Source organism: Paenibacillus amylolyticus (assembly GCF_003719335.1).
GTDB lineage: Bacteria > Bacillota > Bacilli > Paenibacillales > Paenibacillaceae > Paenibacillus > Paenibacillus amylolyticus_D.
Window position 1 is genome coordinate 1 of sequence record NZ_RIAS01000001.1, and the last position, 13,061, is coordinate 13,061.

11 protein-coding genes are annotated in these 13,061 nt (G+C 46.4%); all 11 read right to left on the reverse strand.

All coding sequences use genetic code 11. From position 1 onward, the window contains the following. On the reverse strand, window positions 1-2,587 hold a 2,587-nt coding region (locus EC604_RS30755; protein WP_123062198.1), incomplete at its 3' end, for a collagen-like repeat preface domain-containing protein. Window positions 2,588-2,779: 192 nt separating this feature from the next. Beyond that, on the reverse strand, window positions 2,780-4,177 hold the full coding sequence (locus EC604_RS00010; RefSeq protein ID WP_240036633.1) for an ATP-binding protein: 1,398 nt from the start codon (window positions 4,175-4,177) through the stop codon (window positions 2,780-2,782). Window positions 4,178-4,232: 55 nt separating this feature from the next. Then, window positions 4,233-4,949: a response regulator transcription factor gene (locus EC604_RS00015; protein ID WP_110894386.1), complete on the reverse strand. Its 717-nt coding sequence runs from the start codon at window positions 4,947-4,949 to the stop codon at window positions 4,233-4,235. Window positions 4,950-5,090: 141 nt separating this feature from the next. After that, window positions 5,091-6,353 carry a cytochrome c biogenesis protein CcsA gene (gene ccsA, locus EC604_RS00020; protein WP_123062199.1) on the reverse strand — a complete coding sequence of 421 codons (1,263 nt, stop codon included), beginning with the start codon at window positions 6,351-6,353 and terminating at the stop codon, window positions 5,091-5,093. Continuing rightward, window positions 6,350-8,023 carry a cytochrome c biogenesis protein ResB gene (gene resB / locus EC604_RS00025; RefSeq protein ID WP_123062200.1) on the reverse strand — a complete coding sequence of 558 codons (1,674 nt, stop codon included), beginning with the start codon at window positions 8,021-8,023 and terminating at the stop codon, window positions 6,350-6,352. Before resB ends, ccsA begins: the two co-directional genes overlap by 4 nt. Window positions 8,024-8,037: 14 nt before the next feature. After that, window positions 8,038-8,565, reverse strand: coding sequence for a redoxin family protein (locus tag EC604_RS00030; protein WP_123062201.1), 528 nt, complete (start codon window positions 8,563-8,565; stop codon window positions 8,038-8,040). A 134-nt stretch (window positions 8,566-8,699) separates the two neighbouring features. Continuing rightward, window positions 8,700-9,449 (reverse strand): pseudouridine synthase, encoded by a 750-nt coding sequence (locus EC604_RS00035; RefSeq protein WP_123062202.1) that lies wholly within the window; start codon window positions 9,447-9,449, stop codon window positions 8,700-8,702. 225 nt (window positions 9,450-9,674) lie between these two features. Beyond that, window positions 9,675-10,496 carry a S1 family peptidase gene (locus EC604_RS00040; RefSeq protein ID WP_123062203.1) on the reverse strand — a complete coding sequence of 274 codons (822 nt, stop codon included), beginning with the start codon at window positions 10,494-10,496 and terminating at the stop codon, window positions 9,675-9,677. Window positions 10,497-10,559: 63 nt separating this feature from the next. Further along, on the reverse strand, window positions 10,560-11,093 hold the full coding sequence (locus EC604_RS00045) for a spore maturation protein (RefSeq protein ID WP_123062204.1): 534 nt from the start codon (window positions 11,091-11,093) through the stop codon (window positions 10,560-10,562). Window positions 11,094-11,099: 6 nt separating this feature from the next. Further along, window positions 11,100-11,726, reverse strand: coding sequence for a nucleoside recognition domain-containing protein (locus tag EC604_RS00050; RefSeq protein ID WP_123062205.1), 627 nt, complete (start codon window positions 11,724-11,726; stop codon window positions 11,100-11,102). 61 nt (window positions 11,727-11,787) lie between these two features. Further along, the gene (locus tag EC604_RS00055) at window positions 11,788-12,975 is read right to left on the reverse strand and encodes a D-alanyl-D-alanine carboxypeptidase family protein (protein ID WP_123062206.1); all 1,188 of its coding nucleotides are present in this window, start codon (window positions 12,973-12,975) and stop codon (window positions 11,788-11,790) included. Window positions 12,976-13,061 lie beyond the last annotated feature (86 nt).

The window sequence follows — 13,061 nt, forward strand, 5'->3', positions numbered from 1 at the left end:
CCCCAGTTTCACCCGTTGCTCCCGTTACACCGGTGGCTCCTGTTGCGCCCGTAATGCTTACACCGGTGGCTCCCGTCACTCCGGCTGTACCTGTTGCTCCTGTCACCCCAGTTTCGCCAGTCGCTCCTATTGCACCCGTGGCTCCAGTGACTCCAGCTGATCCGGTCGCACCCGTTATTCCTGTTTCCCCAGTTCCCCCTGTCGCACCTGCACTTGCTAATAACGTATAATCCGGCGAGGTGCCCGGCGTGCCCGTTGGGGAAGCCACATTGGTGATATACGTACTACCGTTGAACGTAACAACCTGACCGGTTGGATACGTTGGGGCTACTGCTGGATCAAATGCTACAATACCGCTTAATCCTACACCCGTGGCTCCCGTAATGCTTTCACCGGTTGCTCCTGTTACTCCGGTCACTCCGACTACGCCTGTTGGTCCTGTCACCCCAGTTTCGCCAGTCGCTCCTATCGAACCCGTGGCTCCAGTGACTCCAGCTGATCCGGTCGCACCCGTTATTCCTGTTTCCCCAGTTACCCCTGTCACACCTGCACTTGCTAATAACGTATAATCCGGCGAGGTGCCCGGCGTACCCGTTGGGGAAGCCACATTCGTGATATAGGTACTACCGTTGAACGTCACCACTTGACCAGCTGGATACGTTGGGGCTACTGCTGGGTCAAACGCAACGATACCGCTTAATCCTACACCCGTCGCCCCCGTGGTTCCTGTTGTCCCCGTACTACCAGTTACACCTGCACCAGTTGCACCTGTTCCTCCTGTGACTCCTGCACTTGCTAATAACGTATAATCTGGGGAGGTGCCCGGCGTACCCGTTGGGGAAGCCACATTCGTGACATACGTGCTACCATTGAACGTGACCACTTGACCGGCTGGATACGTTGGAGCTACTGCTGGGTCAAACGCAACGATACCGCTTAGTCCTACACCCGTCGCTCCCGTTGTACCCGTAACTCCTGTAGATCCTGATGGCCCTGCTCCAGCAAGTAATGTATAATCTGGTGAGCTTCCTGGTATACCCGTTGGGGAAGCCACATTGGTGATATACGTACTTCCATTGAACGTGACCACTTGGCCTGGTGAATACGTTGGCGCAACAGCAGGATCAAATGGTACGACTCCTTGTAAACCTATACCTGTTGCTCCGGTTGCTCCAGTTGAGCCTGCTCCAGCAAGCAATGAATAGTCTGGTGAACTTCCTGGTGTACCCGTTGGCGCGGCGACATTCGTAATATATGTGCTGCCATTAGACGTTACAATCTGACCTGCTGGATATGTTGGCGCTTGAGCAGGATCGAATGGTACAATCCCTGTGAGCCCGAAGCCTGTAGCGCCGGTGGCCCCCGTCGGTCCTGCACCAGCGATTAATGTATAATCAGGCGAACTTCCAGGCGTGCCTGTCGGTGAAGCCACATTGGTAATATACGTACTACCATTGAACGTCACCACTTGGCCTGCTAAATATGTTGGCGTTTGAGCTGGGTCAAAGGTGATCGCGCCGTTAAGCCCTACCCCAGTAGCTCCTGTCATCCCTGATGCTGCAATCAATGTATAGTCCGAAGAAGTACCAGGTGTACCTGTCGGACCTGCCACACTCGCAATATACGTACTGCCATTATAAGTAACGACTTGACCTGCAGGATATCCAGGTGCAAGAGCAGCATCAAAGGCAATAGCTCCAGAAAGTCCTACACCCGTAGCCCCAGTTGCACCTGTAGAACCGGCGGCAAGCAAGAGCGTGTAATCAGGTGAACTTCCAGGCACACCCACCGGGCCATTTACGTTAGCCACAAAAAGACTTCCATCATAACTAACTACCTGACCTTGCGCGTAAGTTGATCCAGCTACAGGGTTAAACGTTGTAATATTGTTTAATCCTACGCCGGGAATTCCTGTCGGTCCTTGTGGTCCTTGTGGTCCTTGTGGTCCTTGTGGTCCTTGTGGTCCTTGTGGACCCTGCGGGCCTATAGGGCCGACAGCACCCGCAGAACCAACTGGCCCTGCTGCACCTGTTGGACCAGTAACTCCTCTCAATCCAGGAACTCCAGGGACCCCTGGTACGCCGGGAACACCGGGAGGGCCTGCTGCCCCTGTAATCCCCCCCGTACCAAAAGTCGTTGTGGCTCTGCTCAACGAGATAGATATGGAGCGAATTAATCCGACTAACCGATCTTTTACTTCGGGAGGTACCTCCAAAAGCAATGTTACACTTAACAAGTCATCCAACAGATTTTGCAAATTCCCTGCGAGATTAATTAAAGCAACAGGAATGACTTCAGAAGAAGCAATGGTCAGTTCTAGCACAGCCTGCAGTTCCGCTTTGACCCCTGCGCGAAACTCAGATTCGTTCACAAAGGTAAGTAATTGACGTAATCCGTTCTGCAACGCAAGTAGATTCGCTGCACTCGGCTGGCTGATTGCTGCTGGAATAGTTACAGCTAGAGCACGAAGAATCGACTCATAATTCTCAAGTTCACTAGCTGCTATGGGTATAAACGGCGAACCTGCCCGGAATGATCTCCCTTCCAAGAACGCTTTAATATTTACTCTTTTACGTCCATCGGACATACTTGACTCAATCCTCCTTTGACATCTTATTTTCAATCTTATGAAGGAGAAGTTCAAAAATTATCTTGGACATTTTTTTGCGGACAAAAAAGGATACGGCCTTGTTCCACGTTGAACAAGATTAAACGGAATACTTCAACAAAAAAACACCCTCATCAGAGGGTGTTTCGGCAATTTTTGTTTAAAATTAACCTATTTCGAAGATTCTACGGGAAATTGTAGTATAAACTCCGTGCCTTCACCAAGCACACTATTGACATGAATCGTGCCCTGATGAGCATCTACGATGTTTTTTACGATAGCCAGGCCAAGACCTGTCCCCACGCTTTCTCCCCGAACTCGGGCTTTATCCGCTTTATAAAAACGTTCAAAAATAAAAGGCAGGTCTGATGTGGGAATACCCACGCCCTGATCTTTTACACTCACTCTGGCAAAAGGAGCACGCAAGTTAGTGACAAGCTCAGCAGAAATTTTCACACTTTTACCAACAGGTGTATGTCTGAATGCATTATCCAGTAAATTCGTGAATACTTGCTCCAATCTGTCTTCATCTGCTTGTTGAAGTGAGATCATCTGCTGTTTGCATTCGAATTGTAGTTGAATCCCCTGTTCCTTCGAGCGCACCATAAATTTACGATAAATACGTTCGAGAAGTTCACCGAGTTCAACTTCCTTCATGTTCATGTCGGTATGCCCTGCATCCATACGCGCCAGATCAAGTAAATCCTTTACCAATCTACCCATCCGCAGTGACTCATCGTGAATGACCTGAATCAGTTCTTCACTCTCTTCGGGCGATGTTGCCATCCCGTCAAGCAAAGCCTCGCTGTATCCCTGCATCATTGATAACGGAGTACGAATCTCATGAGATACATTGGCAACGAAGTCCCTGCGCATCTTCTCCATTTTCACTTCTTCGGTAACATCTCTCAATACAGCCACCGCCCCCCGCACCACACTATCCGCATACAAAGGGGCCATTTGCACAGACCATACTCCTTGTTGCACGTGAACATTGGAGTTCTGGTCCCCTCCTTGCTCCATCACCAGTCTGAATAAGGGTACCAGCGGTTCAGGAACATCCCGAGACGGATTCGCAGACGGATACCCATCCAAACCTTCATCCTCCTGAGCCCAGTCGAGAGCATACCAGGCCTGCATAATTTTCTCACCAGGCGGATTCGTCAAGATGACCTTGCCCTCACCATCAAAAGTGATCACGGCATCCGTCATGCTTCGCAGCACACTTGCCAGATGTTCCTTTTCATGATTCAGATTTCGAATGGTATCCTCCAGTTGAACGGCCATATGATTAAACGTATTTGCAAGTTCACCAATTTCGTCATTGGTACGGAGAGAAAGTCTTGTTCCATAGTTCCCTTTACGGATAGCATTAGCTGCTTGAATTAATTGTTGCATAGGCTGCGTAATTTTGGTGAACAGAAATAATGCGAAGAATGTTGTTAAACTGAATCCAACAATACAAATATAAGTAAACAGCCTTTTGATGTCCCTAGATTCAGACTCAGCAAAATTCGTATCAATGTAGGGCAACAGAAAGAGCCCTAGCGCAATAAGTACACAACCCACAAGGCATATAATCGTTATCCATAACTTTCCAACCAATGATCTCCAGAAAGCAAAGTTATTTCGGTACTTCCAGTTTATAACCGACACCCCACACGGTTGTTATCATCGCTGCCGATTCAGGTGATACCTTGTTCAGCTTCTCGCGAAGACGCTTCACATGGGTATCCACGGTACGAAGATCACCAAAAAATTCATAGTTCCATACATCCTTAAGCAATTCTTCTCTGGAGAAAACCTTATCGGGCGATGTTGCAAGGTAATGCAACAACTCATATTCTTTAGGTGTCAAACTGATCTCCTCACCACCCGCAGTCACGCGGTGTGCATCATGCTCAATAACAAGATGTGGAAATACAATATTGTTGCTTGAATTGCTTTCCTTCGAAAGATACGCTGTTGCCGAAGAACGACGCAGAATAGCCTTCACCCGGTAAATCACTTCACGCGGACTGAATGGCTTCACCACGTAATCATCTGCCCCTACTTCAAAGCCCTGAACACGGTTAATCTCTTCCCCTTTTGCGGTAAGCATTAATACTGGGGTAGATTTCACCTGACGAAGTCTTGTACACACTTCAACACCGTCCATGCCCGGAAGCATGACATCAAGCAAAATCAGACCGTAATCTCCGGCCGTTGCTTTACGAAGCGCTGTTTCGCCATCTTCCGCTTCATCAATTTCATAGCCTTCTTTTTCAAGATACATTTTAAGCAATCTGCGGATTCTTTCTTCATCATCCACGACTAATATACGATTCTCATGTTCTGACATGCCCACTCAAGCCCCTTTACAGTAACTCCTTGTCACTTCTATTATGTTCGATCTTGCGAACAATATTTGAATACCTGTTTTATTGGAACGGGTATATCATGAATTTACCGTTTGTTTTGCCACTACTTTTAACAGACTTTACTAGTCTGCTCCAGCATAGGAATGCAATCCTGCAATGATCAGATTTACACCAACCAGTGTAAACATGACAACTAGGAAACCGAGCACAGCAAGCCAAGCGGACTTCTGCCCCTGCCATCCTTTGGATAAACGCAAGTGCAAATACACACTATAATACAGCCAAGTAATCAGTGCCCATACTTCTTTGGGGTCCCAACCCCAGAAGCGACTCCAGGCAATTTGTGCCCAGATCATAGCAAAGATCAGAGCTCCCAGCGTAAAAATAGGGAATCCAATCGCAATAGCGCGATAACTGATCTCATCGAGGTCATCCGCGTCAATTCCATTCATCATCGGCTGCAACGCTTGTCCAAGCGGTCTGCGTACAATTAAACGAATGATTCCGTATAGAATCAGACCCGTTATAATCGACCAGATGACTGTGTTCAGCTTACGTCCTGCATTCACGCCATTCATCCATGAAGGCGTTTCAAGCAACGGTTCCTTCATGCCAAGGAACGGTTTCAGGCTCTCCACTTCACTATTATATGGAGCAAAAATAGGAGGCATGCGATAAATCACTTTCTCTATTGTACTATTTTCCTCTCCCTTTGTGTCAATGGTGACTGTTTTCTGTACGAAAACGGCCTCATAACCAGATGCACGGAAGGCAAACACTGTTCCAATAAATCCAATCACCACAACGATAGTAATGAGTGTAAACTCCACCCATCCTCGTTGACGGCGGGAAGACTTGTCTTTTCCACTAAAATCAACGGTACGAAGCAGATACATAAATCCTGCAGCAAAACCTACAGCGAAAAACGCTTCACCCAAGGCAGCCAGCGTAACATGGATTTTCAACCAAATCGATTGTAATGCGGGAATCAATGGTTGAACTTCCTGTGGAAATACGGCTGCATATGCCATAATGATAATCGTGAGCGGAAGTGCAAACAAGCCTAGTAGAGATTTGCGGTAAATTGCGTACACAACGATAAACGCTACCATGATCATCATGGATAAAAAGGACATGAATTCATACATATTACTTACCGGAATATGGCCTGCACCAATCCATCGGGTGATAAAGAAAACCAAATGTGCTGTCAACGCAACCGTAGATGCAATAAATGCCCGTTTACCCCAACGATTCATATGATCGATCGGATCGCGGTTACTCCATTTCTTGCCCATGACGGCAACAGCATATAACAAAAATGCAGCACAATACAGAAAAAAGGATACGATAAATGCATCGCTGCTGAAATCCAGTATACTCATGCTTGGTTCCCCCCGTTATCCAACGACTTCTCATCCACTTCCAGATTCATCTGTTTCAAAAAGCTAGCAACTTCTCGCCTGAAGCCGAACCAGTTTTTGTTGGTATGCCCGCCAAGCGTAATTCGCTCATCATCGAACCGAATCCAAATGCGTCGATGATGCCAGTAAAAGCCCATGACAAGACCTAACATGACAATGCCAGCCCCTACCCATACAAACGGCATCGCTTTGTCCACGCGTATATTCAGGTAGCTCACCGATTGAATAAGGTCTACCTTGTCCATACTGTCGACCTCCAGTTGTAATGGAAGTTCCCCTCCTACAAGCTGACGGTTGATTGCGTCCTGTTGAAAACGTTGCTTGTCAATTTGTTTGGCAAAATATAAGTATTGAATTCCCTTCTCTGGCAGATCTGGCCCCTCGATATGAAAGAGAAACGCAGGTGCATTCGGGGAAGGAGATTTTGATTTGGGTTCTCCTTTATCATCCAGCGCAAAATCCATAAACTTTTCTTTCACCGTTAATGTATAAGGTCCTGCCTCAAAGGAGCGCTGTGTATCCGTCATATCGATCTTTAAGGAACCGTATACTTCACCCGTTTTCGTATTAACCAGATCCGGTGTCACCGAGCGAATCGTCGGCGTCAAATCATAGTCAAACTGGTATGCCTTCAGACCTTGGTAATTCAGTGGTTCGTTCACCCGCACATCATGTCTTGCTACCTCTGCAAGCTGAGGTTTTTTGGAGAGATCCGAACAATCAGCTGTGCATTCGTACAGAACAACCTTGGTTTCAAACAACTTGGGTACCGTTTTATTCAAATTTTTGAACTGCTCAGGGACTTCGTCGTCACTATAAAACTCCACATTAAACTTCTCATTTTTCAGATACATCGATGTGTTTGGAATTTTTTTAATTTCCCCTTCAGGAAAAGCAACATGTTCGTCCAGATTTAAACCTGGAAGCCCACGAGCGAGTACAGCGAGTAGAAAAATAATAAGTCCGATATGGATCACATAAGGGCCCCAACGACTAAAACGTTGCTTCTCCGCAAGCAATGCATCCCCTTGTGTGTGAACGCGATACCCTTTCTTAAGCAGCGGCGTAACCGCTTTCTTAATCCACTCTTCAGGAGCCTCTCCAACAGAACCTTGATACACAAGTCGCTGCCGCGTCAGGAATTGCAGATGTTTCCTTATCCGTTGCTTGTTCAGCGCTTTGTACAGTGGAAGCACACGATCCAGACTACAGATCACAAGTGATGCTCCGATCATCACCAGCAGCAGAATAAACCACCAGGATTCATATGTATGAGACAGACCGAGAAGATAATAAATATGACCTAACTGACCATAGGTTTCTTTGTAATAAACCGAAGGATCAATATTCAGAAATGTACTTTCTTGCGGGTAGATGGTGCCCAGCATGGAACCAACGAGCGTGAGCACAATCATATAAACTGCAATTTTGACAGATGAAAAGAAATTCCATATGCGATCGATAATATTGGGATTACTTCGCTGTGAACGTCGAGCCATCCCATCATAACGCATCTCTAACACTTCATTCGATTGAGCTGTTTCCTCCAGAATTGGCTTACCACATGCCTCGCACAATACGGTTCCTACCGGATTCTGATGACCACACTCACATTTCGTATTTTGGAACACAAGTAGACCTCCTGTCAGGGCTGTTTCGCCAGCTGTGAGATTTGAGCGTCAAGTGTGTCCAAATCCAGTTGCCCAATATGAATAGTGGAGATTTTACCCGTTTCAGATACGAAAAAGGTTGTTGGCATCGGAGAGATTCCATAATCCCGAACGGAGTTTTTCTCCCGGTCTAACATAATTGGGAACGTAACACCTACCTGCCGTACAAAATTCTCTACCGTCATCTGATCTTCTCCAACGTTGATTCCAACAAATTGGACACCTTTATCCTTCCATTTGTCAGCCTGCGCTTGAAGTGCAGGCATTTCCTTCACACAAGGCTCGCACCATGTGCCCCAGAAATTGATAACCATCGCTTTTCCTTGATACTCTTCTGACGTATGAACTTGACCATCCAGGCCCAGCAGTTCAAAAGAAGGGGCACGATCCCCTTCCTTTGGCTTGCCATTCGAGCCGGATACCGATGTTGTTATCGCGTATCCGCCCAACACCAGGATCAAGCACAAAATAACGATTTGCACCGTTCTTCTTGATTTCCCCATGTGCTGCTCCCCTTTGAAGTGACGATTTCGTTGGCTTGCCTTATTGTTATAGAAACTGTGAACACTCTATGAACAATTATAGCGAATTTCGTCACAAATCTGCGGCGGTTTTATGAAAATTATGTGTCCTCACATTACCTTTTTTTCATTTTTTTGGCGGGTTCCGATTTTGCGAGCGTAATCAGATTGTTGACTTCCTCTTTCGTCAAATTACGAGTCAACCCTCGTTTTAGATTCTGGAGCAAAATGCCTCCAAACGAAATCCGCTTCAAACGCGTTACCGGATGGTTGATTGCCTCAAACATACGTCTTACCTGACGGTTGCGTCCCTCATAAATCGTAATGGAGATCACAGCCTCATTGGTTGCTGTATCCACATCTTTGTACTCGACTTCTGCTGGCGCAGTCATGCCATCCTCAAGCATAATTCCATTTTTGAGCTTTTCCAGTTCCGTACCATGTGGTACCCCTTTAACTGTTGCTAGATACGTTTTGGGTACGTGATGTTTAGGGTGCGTCAGCAGATGCGCAAATTCGCCATCATTGGTCAGAATAAGCAACCCTTCGGTATCATAATCAAGACGTCCTACCGGATAAACACGTTCCTTAACACCTTTCAGATAATCAGACACGATTTTCCGGCCTTCCGGGTCTGATGCGCTTGTAATAACCCCTTTGGGTTTATTCAGCATCAAATACACTTTTTTCTCACTGCGGATCGGTTTTCCATTGACCGTAATGATATCCTCTTCGGGGTTTGCTTTCGTACCCAGTTCGGTTACGACCTCCCCGTTAACTTCCACTTTGCCGGACAGGATCAGTTCCTCACTCTTGCGGCGGGATGCAATACCTGCCTGTGCGATAATTTTTTGTAATCTTTCCATGTTTGTCATGTCACCTCACACTAATGATACCCATCCAACCGGGAAATCACAAGGATTATCCAATGTTTTTGTGAACGTTCGAGCTTTATCGCTAATTTGAGTGTTGAAGACTAGATATTTTATAATCTCGATATACAAAAAAAGCTTACCCTCACCGCGGCTGATTTCGTTCAGACCACGCCAAAGGTAAACCTTCATTAGTTCTATTTTAATTCATATTTCATTTTAGTTCGAAACTTTGCCAGTTACCACAACCGGCTTTTTGGCCGGAGCTGTTGTTGCCTCTTTCACAAATGTCTGCAATGTTTTTGAAGAAATAAAATACGTCCGTCCACCATATACAAACGTCATCATGCCAATGACCTGTTTATTCTGATCGAGAACTGGTCCGCCTGAATTGCCTTGAGCCATCGCTTTTACGATGCTTCCAATGCCTACTTTTCCCGATACATCAGCTGCCAAAGAACTAAACACCCGACTCTTGGCTATCGTGTTGTACGTCGAAGGGAAATCATCATCTAATATGACAAGATCTCCCGATGGGTTTTTAGGAAATCCAATCGTATAAACGACCTGATTGTCCCTTGCATCGGCAAACTTCACCGGTTCAGCGTCAATCGGTTTGTCCAGCTTGAGCAAAGCCATATCCGTTACCGGATCGCTTTTAATAATTTTAGCTTTAACCGCCTGATTGAGAGCTCCCGGGCTCGCAACCGTCAACGTCCCTTTGTCTCCGCCAGACAGCTCAGCAAATTCCTGAACAACATGGTAATTGGTTAACACTTTATCTTTGGATATCAAAATCGAAGTTCCGACATCATAATAAACCATATCTGGTTCATTTGCTTTAATCAAGCGCACATTAACAACCGGAAAAGAATCCGCCGTAATCGCCATTTGAGCACGTAATGCCTTGTCAAAGTTACCCGTAAAATGGATCGTCTGTTCAGCTTGAGCACCTGCAAACCCTGTCGGACCTGCAAGCATCGTTATAGCGAGCATACTTGTCAACCCGTAACGGAGCATTCGTTTCCAACTCTTTTGCATGTCTCACTCTCCTCCGTTATTATTCTAGCATAACTAGTATATCGGAAGGAAAGGAACAATAGTTTAACCAAAAACAATCAAACAGATGGCAAGTGCAGCTATGAATCCAACGACATCTGAAAACAATCCAACCTTAAGCGCGTACCGTCCGTTCCGAATGCCCACAGCTCCAAAATATACGGTTAGCACATATAACGTCGTATCCGTACTGCCTTGAACGGTAGAGGCCATTCGGCCAATCATGGAGTCAGGGCCATACGTTTTGATCAAATCCGTTGTAAATGCAAGTGAGCCTGTCCCGGTTAATGGTCGTAATATGCCTAGCGGAAGTACTTCTCCAGGCACACCCATCCACGAGACGAGAGGAGTGAAGAACTGAATCACAAAATCCAGTGCCCCCGAGGCACGAAAAACACTAATGGCAACCATCATGCCCACCAGATGTGGGATGATGCTGATTGCAGTCGAGAAGCCATCCTTGGCCCCATCAACAAAGGATTCATAGACCGGGACCTTTTTGGTAAACGCATATAATGGAACAAACGCGATAATAACCGGAATGGCCCAGACAGATATCCAGTTAATGAAGGTTAACAAGGTTGCTCATCCTTTCATGCCGGGATTACCGCTCTTGGATATACGCGGCGATCTGCGAAGAGTTCTATTTCGATACCAGCGATCAGCCATAATGGCAGCAAGTGTAGCTATAATGGTAGCCATCAAAGTCGTGCCTACAATCTCCGTGGCGTTCGCAGAATGATAGTTCAACCTGATCGCAATCAGCGTTGTTGGAATAATCGTAATACTCGCGGTATTCAGCGCCAGCAATGTACACATAGCAGGGGATGCCGTCTGCTTGTCAGGATTCAGTTCCTGCAATTGTTGCATCGCCTTGATTCCCATGGGGGTAGCTGCATTCCCTAGTCCAAGCAAGTTTGCGCTCATGTTGGATAAAATGTAACCCATAGCCGGGTGGTTTTTGGGTACATCGGGGAACAGAAATCCGACCACCGGGCCAAGCAGCTTCGAAATCCGTTTAAGCAGGCCGGCATCTTCGGCCATTTTCATCATTCCCATCCAAAATACAAGCACACTGATCAAACCGAAACATACCGTCACACCGGTTGCCGCACCATCAAATGCTGCCTGGGTGACCACTTCGATCTTCCCGTTCACAGCTGCGAAAACAAAGCCGATCAAGATCATCATTAACCAGATCAGATTGATCATTGAAATCATCCCTCCCAGTAACAGCAAGCACAACAACGATCTTTTTATCCATAAATTGAAATCAAGGTGATAACAGTCGACTTAGCACTGCCTTCCATGCGGAAACCCAAGTCGTGACCTCCCCTATACCACCTATAGTAGCATCTGCAATGGGAGGCTCTGGTGGAATATAGCTACCTTTGTAATACACAGGTATAGATCCGATCGGTTCGCCTTTCAACTGCATTTCAATGCGTCCGGCTAGTCCAAACGAAGGATCTGTTGATTGTTCATATTCTGTTACAGCGGCCTGTGAACGTTTATCGAGCAGTACCAATTTCTTGGTGATGTCTTCCTCTTCCCCTTTGGCGAGCGGATATTTAAAACCACGCCCTGTGACGAGTTCCATGTTCTGAACAGGCTGTTCCTGTTTGGCAATCTCCACAAGTGGAAAATGTTCAAAACCGAAATCCAGCATCTTCGCATGATCGTTCCAGTCATCGCCATCATTCAGTGTCACCGCGGCTAGCTGTTGACCGTCCCTTGTCGCTGAGCTAACTAAGCATCTGAATGCTTTTTTGGTATATCCGGTTTTCACCCCATCCGCACCTTCATATAAACGAAGCATTTTGTTTTTGTTATGCCAGGAATACTCCCAGCTTTCATTCGGATTTGGAGCAGATTTATTTTCTGTTGCCACGATACGTTTGAATACCGGGTTGTGGAGCGCATAAGCTGTTAACCTCGCCAAATCATTCGCGGTAGAATAGTGACCTTCAGCATCCAGACCATGTGGATTCATAAAATGGGATTTCGTTAAACCGATCTGTTCTGCCTTTTTATTCATAAGCAAAACAAAACCTTCTTCCGAGCCGCCGATATGCTCGGCGATTGCAGAAGCCGCATCATTACCTGAGCGTAGCATAAGACCGTATAACATATTTTCTAGTGTCATCTCCTCGCCCAGCTTAAGGTATAGCGAAGACCCTTCTTTGGCAAAAGAGGACGGTGTCACCTTGACTTTTGCATCTAACTTGCCTTCTTCAATCGCAACGATGGCAGTCATGATTTTAGTCAAACTTGCGATGCGCAACTCCTTGTCCCCATCTTTGCTATAAAGAATTCGCCCTGATGTTACATCAATGAGTGCTGCACTTTGCGCATGAGTAGACGGTCCAGCAATGGTCGCCCGAACAGACGATGCACCCATTGTTGAAAACAGCAGCACAGGCATGAGCATACCTACAATAACCTTCATTAATTTTCGCATCCACATTCCTCCGGGTCGCTTGGAATCTTGTACTATCCTATGTCTGGACAACCTGGAGTATGTCCCGCACAGGAAAAAACAGCAAA

Excerpts from the sequence above, each read along its gene's own strand:
- ccsA (WP_123062199.1), bottom strand. The coding sequence starts at position 6,353 with ATGAGTATACTGGATTTCAGCAGCGATGCATTTATCGTATCCTTTTTT.
- EC604_RS00035 (WP_123062202.1), bottom strand. The coding sequence starts at position 9,449 with ATGGAAAGATTACAAAAAATTATCGCACAGGCAGGTATTGCATCCCGC.
- EC604_RS00015 (WP_110894386.1), bottom strand. The coding sequence starts at position 4,949 with ATGTCAGAACATGAGAATCGTATATTAGTCGTGGATGATGAAGAAAGA.
- EC604_RS00055 (WP_123062206.1), bottom strand. The coding sequence starts at position 12,975 with ATGCGAAAATTAATGAAGGTTATTGTAGGTATGCTCATGCCTGTGCTG.
- EC604_RS00030 (WP_123062201.1), bottom strand. The coding sequence starts at position 8,565 with ATGGGGAAATCAAGAAGAACGGTGCAAATCGTTATTTTGTGCTTGATC.
- EC604_RS00040 (WP_123062203.1), bottom strand. The coding sequence starts at position 10,496 with ATGCAAAAGAGTTGGAAACGAATGCTCCGTTACGGGTTGACAAGTATG.
- EC604_RS00050 (WP_123062205.1), bottom strand. The coding sequence starts at position 11,726 with ATGATCAATCTGATCTGGTTAATGATGATCTTGATCGGCTTTGTTTTC.